The 14,851-nt window shown below is 72.3% G+C and carries 12 protein-coding genes and 3 pseudogenes; 8 read left to right on the top strand and 7 right to left on the bottom strand.

From position 1 onward, the window contains the following. Positions 1 to 48: 48 nt before the first annotated feature. Positions 49 to 2,014 (bottom strand): annotated as a pseudogene (locus ACIOEW_RS28465) (prolyl oligopeptidase family serine peptidase). Positions 2,015 to 2,141: 127 nt separating this feature from the next. Here ACIOEW_RS28465 and ACIOEW_RS28460 point away from each other — a divergent pair. Further along, positions 2,142 to 2,879, top strand: a complete 738-nt coding sequence (locus tag ACIOEW_RS28460; RefSeq protein ID WP_401967018.1) for a hypothetical protein — start codon at positions 2,142 to 2,144, stop codon at positions 2,877 to 2,879. 190 nt (positions 2,880 to 3,069) lie between these two features. On the opposite strand, the pseudogene ACIOEW_RS28455 reads toward ACIOEW_RS28460, so the two are convergent. After that, a pseudogene (locus ACIOEW_RS28455) lies at positions 3,070 to 3,462 on the bottom strand (MFS transporter); the annotation flags it as partial. A gap of 44 nt (positions 3,463 to 3,506) precedes the next feature. Here ACIOEW_RS28455 and ACIOEW_RS28450 point away from each other — a divergent pair. From ACIOEW_RS28450 to ACIOEW_RS28440, 3 genes and pseudogenes are all read left to right on the top strand, one after another. Next, the gene (locus ACIOEW_RS28450; protein ID WP_401967016.1) at positions 3,507 to 4,058 is read left to right on the top strand and encodes an acyl-CoA dehydrogenase family protein; all 552 of its coding nucleotides are present in this window, start codon (positions 3,507 to 3,509) and stop codon (positions 4,056 to 4,058) included. A 41-nt stretch (positions 4,059 to 4,099) separates the two neighbouring features. Continuing rightward, positions 4,100 to 5,035: a VOC family protein gene (locus ACIOEW_RS28445; RefSeq protein WP_401967013.1), complete on the top strand. Its 936-nt coding sequence runs from the start codon at positions 4,100 to 4,102 to the stop codon at positions 5,033 to 5,035. After that, positions 5,032 to 6,509, top strand: a pseudogene (locus ACIOEW_RS28440) (FAD-dependent oxidoreductase). Before ACIOEW_RS28445 ends, ACIOEW_RS28440 begins: the two are co-directional and overlap by 4 nt. Positions 6,510 to 6,619: 110 nt before the next feature. On the opposite strand, the gene ACIOEW_RS28435 reads toward ACIOEW_RS28440, so the two are convergent. Further along, entirely contained in the window at positions 6,620 to 7,105 is a 486-nt protein-coding gene (locus tag ACIOEW_RS28435; protein WP_401967009.1) for a carboxymuconolactone decarboxylase family protein, read from the bottom strand. A 198-nt stretch (positions 7,106 to 7,303) separates the two neighbouring features. Between ACIOEW_RS28435 and ACIOEW_RS28430 the strand changes: the two genes are divergently transcribed. Then, a complete protein-coding gene (locus tag ACIOEW_RS28430) occupies positions 7,304 to 8,233 on the top strand; it encodes an RNA polymerase sigma-70 factor (protein WP_401967007.1) in 930 nt (309 codons plus the stop codon). A 54-nt stretch (positions 8,234 to 8,287) separates the two neighbouring features. Here the strand turns inward: ACIOEW_RS28430 and ACIOEW_RS28425 are convergent, their stop codons facing one another. After that, positions 8,288 to 8,557: a ferredoxin gene (locus ACIOEW_RS28425; RefSeq protein WP_401967004.1), complete on the bottom strand. Its 270-nt coding sequence runs from the start codon at positions 8,555 to 8,557 to the stop codon at positions 8,288 to 8,290. Further along, a complete protein-coding gene (locus ACIOEW_RS28420) occupies positions 8,557 to 8,754 on the bottom strand; it encodes a hypothetical protein (RefSeq protein ID WP_401967002.1) in 198 nt (65 codons plus the stop codon). Before ACIOEW_RS28420 ends, ACIOEW_RS28425 begins: the two co-directional genes overlap by 1 nt. On the opposite strand from ACIOEW_RS28420, the gene ACIOEW_RS28415 reads away from it, so the two are divergent. Genes ACIOEW_RS28415 through hsaA form a run of 3 tightly spaced genes read left to right on the top strand, consistent with a single transcriptional unit; the run spans position 8,741 to position 11,394 of the window. Next, positions 8,741 to 9,592 carry an AMP-binding protein gene (locus tag ACIOEW_RS28415; protein ID WP_401966999.1) on the top strand — a complete coding sequence of 284 codons (852 nt, stop codon included), beginning with the start codon at positions 8,741 to 8,743 and terminating at the stop codon, positions 9,590 to 9,592. The two genes, ACIOEW_RS28420 and ACIOEW_RS28415, sit on opposite strands and share 14 nt — an antisense overlap. Further along, positions 9,547 to 10,185 (top strand): AMP-binding protein, encoded by a 639-nt coding sequence (locus ACIOEW_RS28410; protein ID WP_401966997.1) that lies wholly within the window; start codon positions 9,547 to 9,549, stop codon positions 10,183 to 10,185. Before ACIOEW_RS28415 ends, ACIOEW_RS28410 begins: the two co-directional genes overlap by 46 nt. Positions 10,186 to 10,227: 42 nt before the next feature. Further along, entirely contained in the window at positions 10,228 to 11,394 is a 1,167-nt protein-coding gene (gene hsaA / locus ACIOEW_RS28405; RefSeq protein WP_401966994.1) for a 3-hydroxy-9,10-secoandrosta-1,3,5(10)-triene-9,17-dione monooxygenase oxygenase subunit, read from the top strand. A 21-nt stretch (positions 11,395 to 11,415) separates the two neighbouring features. On the opposite strand, the gene ACIOEW_RS28400 is transcribed toward hsaA, so the two are convergent. Both ACIOEW_RS28400 and ACIOEW_RS28395 read right to left on the bottom strand, forming a co-directional pair. After that, positions 11,416 to 13,920, bottom strand: a complete 2,505-nt coding sequence (locus tag ACIOEW_RS28400) for an ABC transporter permease (protein WP_401966991.1) — start codon at positions 13,918 to 13,920, stop codon at positions 11,416 to 11,418. Further along, complete coding sequence (locus ACIOEW_RS28395) at positions 13,920 to 14,735, bottom strand: ABC transporter ATP-binding protein (protein ID WP_362547991.1); 816 nt, start codon at positions 14,733 to 14,735, stop codon at positions 13,920 to 13,922. The genes ACIOEW_RS28400 and ACIOEW_RS28395 overlap by 1 nt, the downstream gene beginning before the upstream one ends. Positions 14,736 to 14,851: the final 116 nt, after the last annotated feature.

Here is a 14,851-nt window from a genome sequence, read left to right as displayed (position 1 = left end):
TCGGCTCCGACGCTTCGTCCAGAGGTACGCGCAGCCGGCGATCTGTGTTCAACGTCCCAGGGACTTCCGCAGGAAATCCCGTTCCAGCAGCAACAGATTGCTCGCGGTCTGCTCCTGGCCGACCAGATGTCCGGCCCCCGACAGCGGCAGCACCGTGTGCGGCCTGCCTGCCGCGAGCAGTGCTGCGGAGAGCCGCAGCGTGTGCGCCACGGCCACATTGTCATCGGCAAGACCGTGCACGAGCATGAGCGGCCGGGTCAGCGCCCCCGCCTCGTCCAGGAGCGAATTGCGGGTGTAGTTCTCGGGCTGCACGTCCGGGTGACCCAGGAAGCGTTCCTCCCAATGGGTGTCGTAGAGCCGTCGGTCGGCGGGGGCCGCGCCTGCCACCGCCGCGTGGAAGACCTCCGGGTGCCGCAGGACGGCTGCCGCCGCCAGATACCCGCTGAACGACCAGCCGCGCATCGCCACCCGGGTCGGGTCGAGCTCGGGGTGGCGGTCCGCTGCCGCGTGCAGCGCGTCGATCTGGTCCTCCAGGACGGCCGTGAGGCGGTCGCCGTGCACCGACTTCTCCCATGCCTCGCCACGCCCCGGAGTGCCCCGTCCGTCGGTGACCAGCACCGCGAACCCCTGCTCGGCGAACCACTGGGCGACCGCGACCCACCAGGTCCGCACCTCCAGGACGACCTGCATGCCGTGGCCGGCGTAGGGGCTGAGCAGCACCGGCAGCGGAGCGTCGCCCGGCCGGTGCCAGGAGGGCAGGTAGAGCCTGCTGCGCAGTTCCCGCTTGCCCAGGCTCAGGGACAGCGGCCGCGGGGTGACGAGCGGTTCCTCGGCCAGAACCGCGATGCTGCCCGTCGGGGCGCCGGTGCGCAGCACCGTCACCGTGTGGCCGCCCGGCGTCCTGCTGTCGAGGACCACCGTCGGGCCGCCGACCGCGGCGGTGTGCACGCCGGGTGCGCTGCTGACCCGTACGAGACCGCGTACGTGACCCCGTACGGAACCCCGGTTGGGATCATCGGAGGCGTATGACCAGACGTGGACCTCGGTCGGCTCCTCGCCCGCCGCGAAGTACACCCGCCCGTCCGCCGCGCCGATCACCTCGCGTACCTCCAGGCCGGGCGGTGTCGTGGCGCCGCCGATGTCCAGCCCCTGGGTGTCGCCGCCCGGCCGCGCGGGGACGACGAGCGCTCCGGAGTCGAGGCGCAGCGGTGTGCCCGGACGCAGGGCGACCCAGGCGGGGTCGTGGGTCCGGTGCAGGGTGCGGGTCGCACCCGAGGCATCGTCCACCTCCAGGACGTGGACCGACCGCTGGTCGCGTGTCTGTACGGAGACGAGCGGCCGTGTCCACCCGGGCGACCAGGAGCGCATCGCTCCGAGGGGACCACCAGTAGCCGCGCGAGCGCCCGATCGACTCCTGCGAGACGTAGTCGGAGAGCCCGTACGTGATGTGCTCGCCGTCCGGTTCGGCGACCGGCCGGTCATCCGTCCCGTCGGCGCGTACGGACCGCAGCGCGCCCCCGGACACGTACGCGATCACGGAGCCGTCGGGGGAGGGGCGCGGATCGACGACCGGTCCGGCCGTGGTGATCCGGCGCGGGGCGCCGCCGTCGGTGCGGAGCACCCAGAGGACGCCCTGGAGTGGGAAGGCGACCAGACGCGCAGCAGCGTCGGTGGCGTAGGACACCACGCCGGACGAGGTCTCGCGGGCCCGCTCGCGTCGGGCCAGTTCCTCGGGCGGCACCTCGCCGGCGGCGTCGTCCGCGAAGCCGGGACCGAGGGGATCGGCCAGCAGCCGCTCCGCACCGTCCTCGTACAGCCAGAGCCTGCTCACCGTGTCCGTGCCCGAGGTGCTCCGGACGAACAGCACCCGCTCGCCGTCGGGGGAGACGGTGAACTGCCGGGGCACGCCGAGCGAGAAGCGCCGGGTGCGGGCGAACTGGAGGGGGAAGCGCTCCACGGCGGCCGTGTGGGCGTCGGGGTGGGCGTCGGCGGGTGCGTTGAAGGGGGGAGTCATGGCGACACCATGACAGGTGGAAATCCGCTCGATCCATCCCGGTCCGCCCCCATATGCTGCCGGGCTCCGCTCCGGCGGGACGGTATCGGTGCAGCGAGTGTCGAGAATGTCTGTGCTATGAACTGGTGTGGCATTCAAGATTGAGCGAACTGACGCGCGCACGTGGCCGGATGAGCAGCTGAAGGAGCTTTTCAGCGAGGGCTTTCCGGAGTTCATCACCGCTGACCGGCTGGTGAAGGAGTACATAGGCAGGGTCGGTGAGTGGTTCGCCGCTCTGGACCTCACGCTGGTGGATGAGCGGGAGACGCCGGTCGCATCGGGCTGGGGTGTGCCGATCCACTGGGACGGCCTGACCGAGACGCTTCCCACCGGGTATACGCAGGCCCTTGTCCGTGCGGTCGAAGGTCGTGAGCAGGAGACCGAAGCCAACACCCTGGTCATCTGCGGAGCTGTCGTCACCCCGTCGCTCAAGGGACGCGGGCTTGCGGGAGAGACCCTCAAGGCTCTGCGGCGGACTGCTGAGGAAGCCGGCTTGGTCCACGTCATCGCGCCGGTCCGCCCGACGACGAAGGCCCGGTATCCGCTCACACCCATCGAGACCTTCATGCGGTGGACCCGAGAGGACGGGATGGCCCTCGACCCATGGATACGGACCCATCAGCGCCTCGGTGCCGAGATCCTTTCGGCGGCTCCCGCCTCGCAGACGATGACGGGCACGGTTGCCGAGTGGGAACACTGGACGGGAATGGCCTTCCCCGACTCGGGCGACTACGTGATCCCAGGAGGATTGAGCCTGCTTCGAGTGGACCGATCCGCCGGTCATGGCGTGTATCGAGAGCCCAACATCTGGATGCGGCACGGCTGAACAAGGGCAGCACGCGTGCCGGAGCATGGCCCGCCGCCGGTGAGGTGTCGGAAGGCCGGACGCTGTTCGTGTTCTCGTGTCCGGCGAGCAGTTCGGAGCCCCGCGCCCACACGCGACAGGCGTGTGCGATGCGGGGCTCCGTGACTCAGTGACCTAGGGATCGGTCGCCCAGCGATCAGTGACCCAGCGATCAGTGCGTAGCGGCGGCGGAGGACTTCGCCGCCGCGGCGCTCTCCTCCGCGAGTCGCTCCATGCCGCTCTGCGTCTTGAGCGGCTTCTCCTTGATGAACAGCACCGCGATCAGGGCGAGGAACGCGAAGGGGGCGCCGATCAGGAAGACATCCGCGGTCGCGACACCGTAGGCGTGCTCGACCACCTGCCGGGCCGGTTCGGGGAGGGTGCTGAGGTCGGGAACACCGTGCCCGGCACCCCCGTTGCCCGCCGCCCCGCCGAAGCCCTTCTCCATCTCCTGGGCCACCCGGTGACCGAGTACCGCGCCCAGGGCGCTCGTACCGATCGCACCACCGAGGCTGCGGAAGAACGAGAGCACCGAGGTCGCCGCACCGAGCTCCGACGCGGGCAGACGCCTTCGTACCCGACTACCGCGTCATCGAGTACAACAAGGTCGTGGACGGTTCCCTGGCCGCCGAGTCGGGGCTGGCCAACCCCGCCTACCGGCTGCCCTTCTCGGCCGCGTTCCCGCTCGGCATCACCGCCGCCGTCATCGGCATCTGCGAGGGCGCGCTCGCCCACCACCTCGACTACCAGCGCTCCCGGGTGCAGATCACCGGCCAGGCCGTGAAGGACGACCCGTACGTCCTGTACGCCATCAGCGACGCGGCGGCCGAGATCGCGGCCTCCCGCGCGGCGCTGCTGGACAACATCTGCCGGATCTACGACGCCGTCGCCGCCGGCCAGGAGGTCGGCTTCGAGCGGCGGGCCGTCGGCCGGCGCGCCCAGGCAGCGGCCGCCTGGCGGGCCGTCCGCGCGGTCGACGAGATCGTCGCCCGCTCCGGCGGCAACGCGATGCGGCTCGACAATCCGATCCAGCGCTTCTGGCGTGATGCGCACGTGGGCCTCACGCACGCCATCCATGTGCCGGGATCCGTCTTCCACGCCTCGGCCCTCACCGAGATCGGTGTCGAGCCGCCGCACGGCCCGATGCGCTCGATGATCTGAGGCCTTCGTCCGCAGCAGGTTGGTTTCAGAGAGGACCCTCCATGACACAGACGCAGATCCGCGGACTCGGATATCTCCGGGTCCAGTCCCGTGACGTCGCCCGCTGGCGCGAACTCACCGTGGAAGCCCTCGGTTTCGCCGAGGGCTCCGGGCCCGACCCGGAAGGCCTGTACCTGCGTATGGACGAGCGCCGCGCCCGGCTCGTCGTCCTGCCCGGCGACAGCGACCGGGTGCTGTCGGTCGGCTGGGAGGTACGGGACCAGTTCGCGCTCGCCGCGGTCGGCCGGGCCGTCGAGGCGTCCGGCACGGCGGTGAAACCGCTCGGCCGCGAGGAGGCCGACGACCGGGGCGTCGAGGAGGGCATCACCTTCGACGACCCGGCCGGAGTGCCCGTCGAGGTGTTCTTCGCCCCGATCCTCGATCACAGTCCCGTGCGGACCGCTCTCGCCCAGCGATTCGTCACCGGCGGTCAGGGAATGGGACACGTAGTGCTGCCCACCACCTGCCCGGACGAGACGGTGGCCTTCTACACCGAGGTGCTCGGCTTCCTGCCGCGCGGCGCCATGCGGGTCGGCGACCGGTCGTCCGAAGCCCCGCCCCGCCGCGTGCGCTTCATGGGTGTCAACGAACGCCACCACAGCCTCGCCGTCTGCGGCGCACCGCACGGCGAGGCGCCCGGCCTCGTCCACCTGATGGTCGAGGTGGACAGCCTGGACGCGGTCGGCCGCGCCCTCGACGACGTGACCAGGCAGGGCTTCTCGCTCTCCTCCACCCTGGGGCGGCACACCAACGACAAGATGGTGTCGTTCTACGTGCGCGCACCCGGCGGCTGGGACCTCGAGTACGGCTACGACGGGATGCGCGTCGACGAAGCGCACTACACAGCCGAGGAGATCACCGCCGACAGCTACTGGGGTCACGACTGGTCCGGATCCGAACCTCTCGCAGCCTTCACCCCGCCCGGGACAGCCACATGAGAACCACCCGGCCGGTGACGCCGGTCCCGGCCGGGACCGGCGGCCACTACGACGGGGAGACCGACGTACTGGTCGTCGGCTACGGATGCGCCGGAGCCGCCGCCGCGTACGAGGCCGCCGCGGCGGGCGCCGACGTCCTCGTCCTGGAGCGGGCCGGCGGACCCGGCGGGTCATCCGCCCTGTCCGGCGGCGAACTGTATCTCGGCGGCGGCACCCCGGTGCAGCGCGCCTGCGGCTTCGAGGACAGCGCGGACGACATGTTCGCCTACCTCGATGCCGCGCTCGGGCCGCACACCGACCAGGAGAAGCTGCGCCTGTACTGCGACGGCAGCACCGAGCACTTCCAGTGGTTCGTGGACCGCGGGCTGACCTTCGAGCCGAGCCTGTGGGACGCACCGACCTGGATGCCGACCACCAAGGACGGGCTGATGTGGCTGGGCGAGAACGCCTGGCCGTACAACGAGATCGCCCGTCCCGCGCCGCGTGGCCACCGCTGCGCCACCGACGCGTTCGGCGGCTGGCTGGTCATGGAGAACTGGTCGCCGCCGCCGAGGAGGCCGGGGCCGCCGTACACGCCGACACCCTGGCCACCGCTCTCATCGTCGACGACAGCGGCCGGGTCGTCGGGGTCACCGCACGCCGGCACGGCCAGGATCTCGCCTTCCGGGCCCGCAAGGGCGTGGTGCTGACCACCGGCGGGTTCGCCGACAACGAGGAGATGCTGGCCGACCATGCCCCGCACCTCATCGGCCACGGCAAGGTCAGCGACGGACTGGACGACGGCAGCGGCATCAGGATGGCCGCCGCGATGGGCGCCGCCACCCGGCGGATGAGCGTGGTGGAACTGGCGCTGACCGCGCTGCCCGCGATGGTCACCCGGGGCATGCTGGTCAACGCCCACGGCCGGCGCTTCATCAACGAGGACGTCTATCCCGGCCTCTTCAGCGTGGCCGCCGTGCTGACCCAGCCCGCCCCCTACTGGGTGATCATCGACGAGGAGGGATACGAGTCGATACCCGAGCAGGAACGCTGGGGTGTGGTTCCCCGGTTCGTCACGGAGACCCTGGCGGAGCTGGAGGCCGAACTCGGGATGCCGCAGGGCGCCCTGGAGTCCACGGTCGGCACGTACAACACGCACGCGGCGAACGGTCAGGACCCGTACTTCCACAAGGACCCCCGCTGGCTCAGGCCGTTGACGGGGCCGTTCGCGGCCGTCGACCCGCGGGCCGGCTTCCACCGGGGCGCGCGGCCCGGTGCGGGCGGGACGGGGGCCGCGGGGTTCACGCTGGGCGGGCTGCACACGACGGTCGACGGTGCGGTCCTGGACGTGTCCGGGGATCCCGTCCCCGGGCTGTTCGCCGCGGGGCGGGCCGCCTCCGGCATCCACGGGGAGGGGTACGTCAGCGGCACCTCCCTCGGTGACGGAACGTTCTTCGGACGGCGGGCCGGCAGCGCGGCGGCGGTCGGGGGCTGAGCACGGACCGGGGTTCCGCACGGTTGGCTCAGCGCCGTGCGGCTGCCCGAGGCCTGCCCAGGGCCCGCCGCGGCGGAAGGACCGAGGCGGGCCCTGGGCAGCGCGGGCGATCAGTCGGCGACGGCGGCCAGCGCGCCCGGTGTGTAGGCGCCGCCCTGGTTATTGAGGATCACGCCGAGCCGGTTGGTCGCGTTGATCATGGCGATCAGTGAGACCAGCGCGATGGTCTGGTCGTCGTCGTAGTGCTTGCGGACCCGGGCCCAGGTCTCGTCCGAGACCCCCTCGTAGCCGTCGATGATGCGGGTGCCCTCCTCGGTGAGCGCCAGCGCGGCCTGCTCGGCCTCGCTGAACACCGTGGAGTGGCGCCAGGCGGCGACGAGGTTCAGCCGGGCCGCGCTCTCGCCTGCGGCCGCCGCGTCCTTGCCGTGGATGTCGATGCAGAAGCCGCAGCCGTTGATCTGGCTGGCGCGCAACTGCACCAGCTCCTGGGTGGACCCCGCCAGCGTCGACGCCTGGATCACCTGGCTGACGGCGAAGATCCGCTTGCCGATCCTGGCGCCGGTCTCGTTCTCGAACAGGTTCATACGGGGTTCCATCTCAACGTCCTCACTCGTGGGATCGTGTGCCGCGCGGATCGTCCGTGCGGCGTCCTGATGCCCATGAGTCGCCGCCCGCCCCGGCCCCGTGACAGGACGGCGATGTGACGTAGGCCACCAGGACTTCCTGTCACAGGAGCGGGTGGAGCGGCGACTTGTGCGTGACACGGACGAGGACGCGACAGACAGGAGACGACGATGGACGAGGGCACCGAGCGGGCGGCCGACGCGAGCGGGAGCGGGAGCGGCCCACGAGCGGCGAGTACGGACGCGGCCACCGAGGCGTTCGTCGCCCACCGCAACCTGCTTTTCACCGTCGCCTACGAGATGCTCGGCTCGGCCGCCGACGCCGAGGACGTCCTGCAGGAGACCTGGCTGCGCTGGGCGGGCGTCGACCAGACAACGGTGCGGGACCCGCGCGCCTTTCTGGTCCGCGTCACCACGCGCCAGGCGTTGACCCGGTTGCGTACGCTGCGCCGGCGCAAGGAGTCCTACGTCGGCCCCTGGCTGCCCGAACCCCTGCTCACCGCGCCCGATGTCGCCGAGGACATCGAGCTGGCGGACAGCGTGTCCATGGCGATGCTGCTGGTACTGGAGACGCTCGCGCCGACCGAACGGGCGGTGTTCGTCCTGCGAGAGGTCTTCGATCTCGGCTACGACGAGATCGCGCAGGCCGTCGACAAGTCGGCTGCCGCGGTCCGGCAGATCGCCCACCGCTCACGGGCCCATGTCGCGGCACGCCGGCCGCGCGAGGTCGTCTCGCCGGCCCAGACACGCGGTGTGCTCGCGGCCTTCCAGCAGGCGGTCGCCACGGGCGACCTGCAGCGTCTGCTCGACATGATCGCCCCCGACGTCGTGCTGCTGACCGACGGCGGTGGAGTCGTCCGGGCCGCCCTGGAGCCCGTCGTGGGTGCACACCTGGTGGCCGACGTACTCCGCAGGATCGGCACGGCGACCTTGCGGCCGGCCCAGGTCAACGGCCACCCGGCGTTGATCGTGCTGACGGGCGGTGCGATCGACACCGTCCTGGCGGTACGCCTGGAAGGCGGCCTCATCGCCGGGCTCTACGCCGTACGCAACCCCGAGAAGCTGTCCCGCATCGACAGGGAGACCGCTGTGGCCCGCTGAGCACGCACCGGGTCCGCGACCCGGTGCGGGGAGGGCAGCGCCGGCCACCGGTGCTCATGTGCGCTGCCGGCCGGCTCCGCCCTCGTCCACGAGGGCGATCGTTCCCCGCAGCGTGGCCTCGCGGATCGTGTCACGCAGGGATCCGCAGCCCTCGAAGGCCGCACCGGCCCCCTCGTGCTCCGCGCAGAGGGCCACCGCCCTGCCGTTCCACTGCACACTCGTCTGTTGGCAGCTGCTCTTGCGCACCAGCACCTGCGCGGTGCAGCGTTCGCACGCCAGCGGCCGCATCGGCGCTCCGTCGGTGAGCCGGTTGTCGGCCCGCATCAGACCGGCCTGCCCTCGGCGGCGGCGGCCTTGCGGGCGAGGTTCACCTCGACCTCCTTCTGCCACGCCTCGACGGGACGTGTGGTGTCCAGCTCGAATTCGAAGCGGTCCGTCATCTCCGGCTTCACATCGGCCACGTCGACGTAGAACTGCTCGTACCATCGCGACCTGGTGCGGGCGACCGTGAAGTCGCTCATCGCGCTCGGTACACGGCCCGGTGACCGTATCGCCGTCTGGGCGCCCAACAGCCACCGCTGGGTCGTCGCCGCACTCGCCACCACGTCGGCGGGCGCGGTCCTGGTCCCCGTCAACACCCGCTACAAGGGCGCCGAGGCGCGCCTGCTCCTGCAACGCAGCGGCGCACGGCTGCTGTTCGTCGAGAACGGCTTCCTCGGCAAGGACTATCTGTCCATGCTGACCACCGGGGACGACGGAGCGGCGGAGTCCCGACCGGCCGCGCTGGAACAGGTGGTGACACTTGATGCCACCACCCCGTCCGGCTCCCTGCCCTGGGAGGAGTTCCTCCGCCGCGGAGCGCACCTGCCCGACGCCGAGACGGCCGCACGCACCGCCGCCGTACACCCCGACGACCCCTCCGACCTGCTCTTCACTTCGGGTACGACGGGCCGCCCCAAGGGCGCCATGGCCACGCACCGGCAGAACCTCGCCACCTACTGGGCCTGGAGCGGCCGGACCGGAGTCACCGGCGGCGACCGCTACCTCGTCATCAACCCGATGTTCCACTGCTTCGGCTACAAGGCCGGCATACTCGCCTGCCTGTTGCGCGGCGCCACGATGGTGCTGCAGCCGGTGTTCGACGTGGACCGGGCCCTGCGCACCGTCGAGGCCGAACGGATCACCGTACTGCCCGGCCCGCCCACGATCTACACGGAACTGCTGGACGCGCCGGGCCGGGGCCTCTTCGACCTCTCGTCGCTGCGGCTGGCGGTGACCGGCGCGGCCGTCGTGCCGGTCACCCTCGTCCGGGGATGCGCGCCGAGCTCTTCCCCGAGGTGCTCACCGCCTACGGACTGACCGAGACCTGCGGCACGGTCACCGTCTGCTCGGCGGACGACGACGCCGAGACCGTGGCCCTGACCGCGGGACGTCCCATCGACGGCACCGAGGTACGTGTCGCCGACGACGGCCGGCGCCCGCTGTCGGCCGGGCAGGACGGCCGGATCCTGGTACGCGGCTACCACGTGATGCACGGCTACCTCGACGATCCGGAGGCCACCGCGGCAGCCGTCGACGCCGACGGCTGGCTCGACACCGGAGACATCGGCCACCTCGACCCGCGCGGCAACCTCGTCCTCACAGGACGCTCCAAGGAGATGTTCGTGGTCGGCGGATTCAACGTCTACCCGGCGGAGGTCGAGCAGGTGCTCGCCGGCCACGACGCCGTCGCCGAGGCCGCCGTGGTCGGGATGCCGGACGCGCGCCTCGGCGAGGTCGGACGCGCGTACGTGACGCTCCGCCCCGGCGCGGGGGCGCAGCCGGACGAGCTCGTCGGCCACTGCCGCGACCGGCTCGCCAATTTCAAGGTCCCCCGCGAGGTCGTGGTCCTCGGGACCCTTCCGCGCAATGCCACCGGAAAGGTGGACAAGACCGCCCTGCGGACGGTCTGACCGACACGCCTCACCGGGCAACAAGGCTATGGAGGACGCACTGTGGGCAACGAGGTTCTGGAATCGGTACGCGCCCTGCTGCCGGCCATCGAGAAGCGGGCAGCCGCCACCGACGAGGCGCGGCGCATCCCGGACGCCACGATCCGTGAACTGTCCGGGGCCGGTGTGTTCCGGATGCTCCAGCCGGCCCGGTTCGGCGGCCTGGAGGGCGATCCGGTCGCCTTCTACCAGGTCGTGCGCGAGATCTCCGCAGCCTGCTGCTCCACGGGCTGGGTGGCGTCCGTTCTGGGCGTCCACCCCTGGCAGTTGGGCCTGTTCCCCCGGCAGGCGCAGGAGGACGTGTGGGGCGAGGACCGGGACACACGTATCTCCTCGTCGTACGCCCCTGTGGGGCGGCTCACCCCCGTCGAAGGCGGCTACGAGCTGGCCGGCCGGTGGAGCTTCTCCTCGGGCTGCGAGCACGCCTCGTGGGCGCTGCTCGGAGCCCTCGTCGTCGGGGTGCAGGGGCGGCCGGTGGACTTCCTCACCGTCCTGGTGCCCCGGTCCGACTACCGCATCGAAGACATGTGGGACGTGGTCGGCCTCCGCGGCACCGCCAGCAACGACGTCCTCGTCGACTCGGCCTTCGTGCCCGCCCACCGCGTGCTCCGCAACTACGAGCAGGCGCAGCTGAAGGTACCGGGACAGCAGGTCAACCCGGGGCCGCTGTACCGGCTGCCGTTCGGCGCGCTCTTCACCAGCGCCGTCACCGCACCGGTGATCGGGGCCGTCTCCGGCGGCTACGCGTCGTATGTGTCGCGGATGAAGGAGCGGGTGCGGCTCAGCCTGGGCGGCGGCAGCTTCGCCGAGGACCCGTTCGCCCAGGTCGCCATCGCGCGCGCCGCCTCCGACATCGACGCGACCGTGCTGCAGATGGACCGGAACCTGCGCGAGCTGTCCGAACTCGCCGCCGCCGGGCGGGAGATACCCATGGAGCTGCGGCTGCGCACCCGGCGCGACCAGGTCCGGGGCACCGAACGGGCCGTCGCCGCGATCGACCTGCTCTTCAAGACCGCAGGCGGCAACGCGCTGCGGCGCGGCAACCCCGTCGAACGTGCCTGGCGCGACGCCCACGCGGGCAGCGTCCACGTCGCCAACGACGTGGAGCGCGCCCTCGCCATGTACGGCCGCGGAGCCTTCGGCCTGACGGTCGAGGACAACCTGGTCTGACCTCGCGACCGCAGACCCGCGTCAGCCCTGCCGTTCCCGGAGCGCCGCTCGCGCAGGAAGGGTGACGGCAAGCAGGGCGAGGCCCACCGCGGCCGCGGCGAAGGACCCGTACACGAGCGGGGGCACGTACGGGGCCTCGCCCGTCAGGCCGCGCATCATCGGGATCAGGGTGGCCGCGGCGATGGCCGTGCCCAGGACGATGCCGGCCACCGCCACCAGCAGGCCCTCCCAGCGCAGCATGCCCATCACCTGGCGCCGGGTGGCGCCGACGAGGCGGAGCATGCCGAGCTCGCGGCGGCGGTCGAGAACGGTCATCACGAGGGTGTTGGCGGCGGCGAGGGCGGCGAAACCGCCCAGGACACCGGCCATCATGTAGTTCGCCCAGGCGTTGAGTTCACGGTCGGTGGTCTGCTCGACCGCGTAGCCGGACGCGTCGGTGACCGTGCCCAGCGGGGCGAGTGCCTTCGCGTCGCCGCCCCGTACCAGCAACGTGGTGTCGAAGCCCGAGGTGACATGGGCGGCCAGCGACGCGCGGTCCATGGTCACGGCCGCCAGGCCGAGCCCACGGCCGTACACGGCGACGACCTCGGGGCTGGTCCTGGTGCCGTCCGGAAGGTACATCGGCAGCTTGTCGCCGACCTCGGCCCCCGCCGACGTGGCGAGCGTCCTGTCGATGGCGATCCGGCCCCTGCCGACCCGGTCCAGGCTGCCGCTGCGCACATCGAGGTCCTGCACCTGTCCGAGCTGCGCGCCGGAGCCGGAGACGCCCTGGGCCGACGAGCCCTGGAGCCACCGGTCGCCGCCCGACCCGACGGGCACGAGCACCTGCGTGTCGAGGAGGCCCACGGCCGCGTCGACGCCGGGCGCGCGGGCGGCCCGGCCGACGGCGTCGGCGGGCAGCCCGGCGTGATGCGTGACGACGTGGTCCGCGGTGACGCCGGCGCGTAGCTGCTTCGCGGCGACGTGGCTCTCGCTCGTGTGCATGAAGGCGAGCGTCGAGACGAAGGCCATGGCCAGCACGATCGGGGTGATCGCGGACGCCAGCCGGCGGGCGTTCGTACGGGAGTTGGCGGCAGCGAGCGTGGCCGGGGCGGCGCCGCTGCCGTCCAGTGCGAGCCCGAACAGTGCCGCGCACAGCCGCGCCACCAGCGGGCCGAGCAGGGCGACGGCGAGCATGAACAGCATGACGACACCGAGGGCGGCGTTGGCCGCGTCGTCCCCGGCCGAGCGGGCGGCGAAGACGGTGAAGAATCCGCCGCCGGCCAGGGCGCCCAGACCCAGCACGGTACGGATCACGCCGGGCCGCAGCCGCTCCACCGACGCCTCCGACAGTGCCTGACCCGGCTTGATCTTCGCCGGCCGGCGTCCGGCAGCCCAGCCGGCGGTGAGCGCGGTCAGCAGCACCGTGCCGACGGCGACGACGAGCGGAATCCAGGAGACGTGCAGCTCCACGGCGCCCGGGACGGCCCCGCGGTCCTTCAGCTGGGCGAACCACCAGCGCGCGAGCCCGATCCCCGGCAGGCAGCCGATCATTCCGGCCAGTGGCGCCACGAGCAGCGCCTCGGAAGCGACCGCGCGGCGGATCTGCCGCGGGGTGGCGCCGACGGCCCGCAGCAGCGCGAACTCCCGGGCGCGCTGGGCGACGGACAGCGCGACCGTGCCGGATGCAGTGAAGACGGCGACCAGGGCGGCGATGCCGCCGAAAGAGCCGCCGAGCCCGGTGAGCGTTTCCCTGGCGTACGCGAGTCCATGATCTTCGACGGCGCCGCGGCCGTCGCCGGTGTGCACCTCGGCGCCGGAGCCGGCGAGCGCCTTCTTCACGCCGGCGGAGAGGGCCGCGGTGTCCGCGGGGGACGCCCCGTCCCTCGCCAGTACGGCGATGGCGTCGGCCTTGCCGGGATGCCCGGCGAGCACGGGGGACTGGTCGTCGGTGAACCAGCCCGTGGCCCTCTCGGCCGTGTCGCCGGAGCCGGCCTTCGCCAGTCCCGAGACTCGGAAGCCGGCCCGTCCGGTGGCGGTGTCGAGTGCGACGGTGTCGCCGACGCGGGCCTTCGCGGCCCGTGCGGTGGCGTCGTCGAGCACGACCTCGCCGGTACGGGGCGCGGCCCCGGAGGTGAGCGCGGCGCCGGTGAAGGCGTGCGATCCCCAGCCGTGGCCCGTCAGCGCGTCCTCGCCCATACGCACCGGGAACGTGAAGTCGGGCACCGCCGTCTCCGCGCCGGGTACGCGGGCAGCCTTGCCTGCCAGCGCGGTGTCCACGCGTGCGGTGTCCGGCAGCGGGCTCGCCGACTCGGATCGGCTGTCGCCGCTGCCCGTGACGAGGCGGGCGTACTGGTCCGCCGCCGCGACGACCGGGGCCTTCGCGTACCGGTCGGCCGGCACCGACGCGCGGGCGCCGGTCTCCAGGAGGATGCCGCAGGCCGAGACGATCAGCGCCGCCATCATCAGCGCGACGAACGTGCCGGCGAACGACGCGGGCTTGAAGCGGACGGCCGCGCGGGCGAGGCCGTTGGGGGCGAAGCGCATCACGCAGCGACCCCCGCCATCGCGCCCGTCCGGGAGCTGAGCGCGGCCATGTGCGCCGTGATCTGCTCCGTCGAGCCGCGCTCCAGGCTGCCGGCGAAGGTCCCGTTCGCGAGGAAGAGCACGCGGTCCGCCCAGGCGGCCGCCGCAGGGTCGTGGGTGACCATGACAACGGTGGAGCCCAGGGCGTCCACCGCGTGACGGAGCAGGCCGAGGACTTCGGCGGCCGTGACGGTGTCGAGGGCGCCGGTGGGCTCGTCGGCGAAGATCACGTCCGGGGCGGTGACCAGGGCGCGGGCGATGGCCACGCGCTGCTGCTGGCCGCCGGAGAGCTCGCCGGGCCGCCGTTTCGCCTTGTCGGCGAGGCCGACCTGCGCGAGAACGGCGTGGGCCAGGCGGCGGTCCTGGCGCTGCCCGGCGAGGCGCATCGGGAGCAGCACGTTCTGCTCCACGGTGAGGGAGGGCAGCAGGTTGAAGGCCTGGAAGACGAAGCCGAGGCGGCTGCGGCGCAGCTCGGTGAGCTCGTTCTCGCGCATGCCGGTGATCTCCGTACCGCCCAGGCGCACCGAGCCCGCCGATGGCCGGTCGAGGCCGGCGGCGCACTGGAGGAACGTGGACTTGCCGGAGCCGGACGGGCCCATGACAGCGGTGAACGTGCCGCGCGGCAGGGCGAGATCGATGCCTGCGAGGGCGTGCACGGCGCCGGTGCCACGGCCGTACTGCCGCCGGACACCGCGCAGTTCGACGGCGGGACCGGGTGCGCCCTGGACCTCCGGCCGGTCGTCCGTCTGCTGTCGTTTGCCGCCGCGCTGCCTCATGTCCATCCTTTTCACGATCCTTCGAGCCGATGATTCGACGCTACGGATCACGGTGACGGCGGGCCATGGCGTCTGCTGGCGGATCCGGGGTGGGGATAACCCGAGGCCGGGGCCCT

Source organism: Streptomyces sp. NPDC087901 (assembly GCF_044742205.1).
In the GTDB taxonomy this organism is placed as follows: Bacteria; Actinomycetota; Actinomycetes; order Streptomycetales; family Streptomycetaceae; genus Streptomyces.
Note: the sequence above shows the minus strand (reverse complement) of the source record. Positions and strands in the feature narration are given on the sequence as shown.

Bases quoted from the DNA above. Each gene is read 5' to 3' on its own strand.
- ACIOEW_RS28420 (WP_401967002.1), bottom strand. From the start codon at position 8,754: ATGAGCGACTTCACGGTCGCCCGCACCAGGTCGCGATGGTACGAGCAG.
- ACIOEW_RS28430 (WP_401967007.1), top strand. From the start codon at position 7,304: ATGGACGAGGGCACCGAGCGGGCGGCCGACGCGAGCGGGAGCGGGAGC.
- ACIOEW_RS28410 (WP_401966997.1), top strand. From the start codon at position 9,547: ATGCGCGCCGAGCTCTTCCCCGAGGTGCTCACCGCCTACGGACTGACC.
- ACIOEW_RS28400 (WP_401966991.1), bottom strand. From the start codon at position 13,920: ATGCGCTTCGCCCCCAACGGCCTCGCCCGCGCGGCCGTCCGCTTCAAG.
- ACIOEW_RS28395 (WP_362547991.1), bottom strand. From the start codon at position 14,735: ATGAGGCAGCGCGGCGGCAAACGACAGCAGACGGACGACCGGCCGGAG.
- ACIOEW_RS28425 (WP_401967004.1), bottom strand. From the start codon at position 8,557: ATGCGGGCCGACAACCGGCTCACCGACGGAGCGCCGATGCGGCCGCTG.
- ACIOEW_RS28445 (WP_401967013.1), top strand. From the start codon at position 4,100: ATGACACAGACGCAGATCCGCGGACTCGGATATCTCCGGGTCCAGTCC.
- ACIOEW_RS28435 (WP_401967009.1), bottom strand. From the start codon at position 7,105: ATGGAACCCCGTATGAACCTGTTCGAGAACGAGACCGGCGCCAGGATC.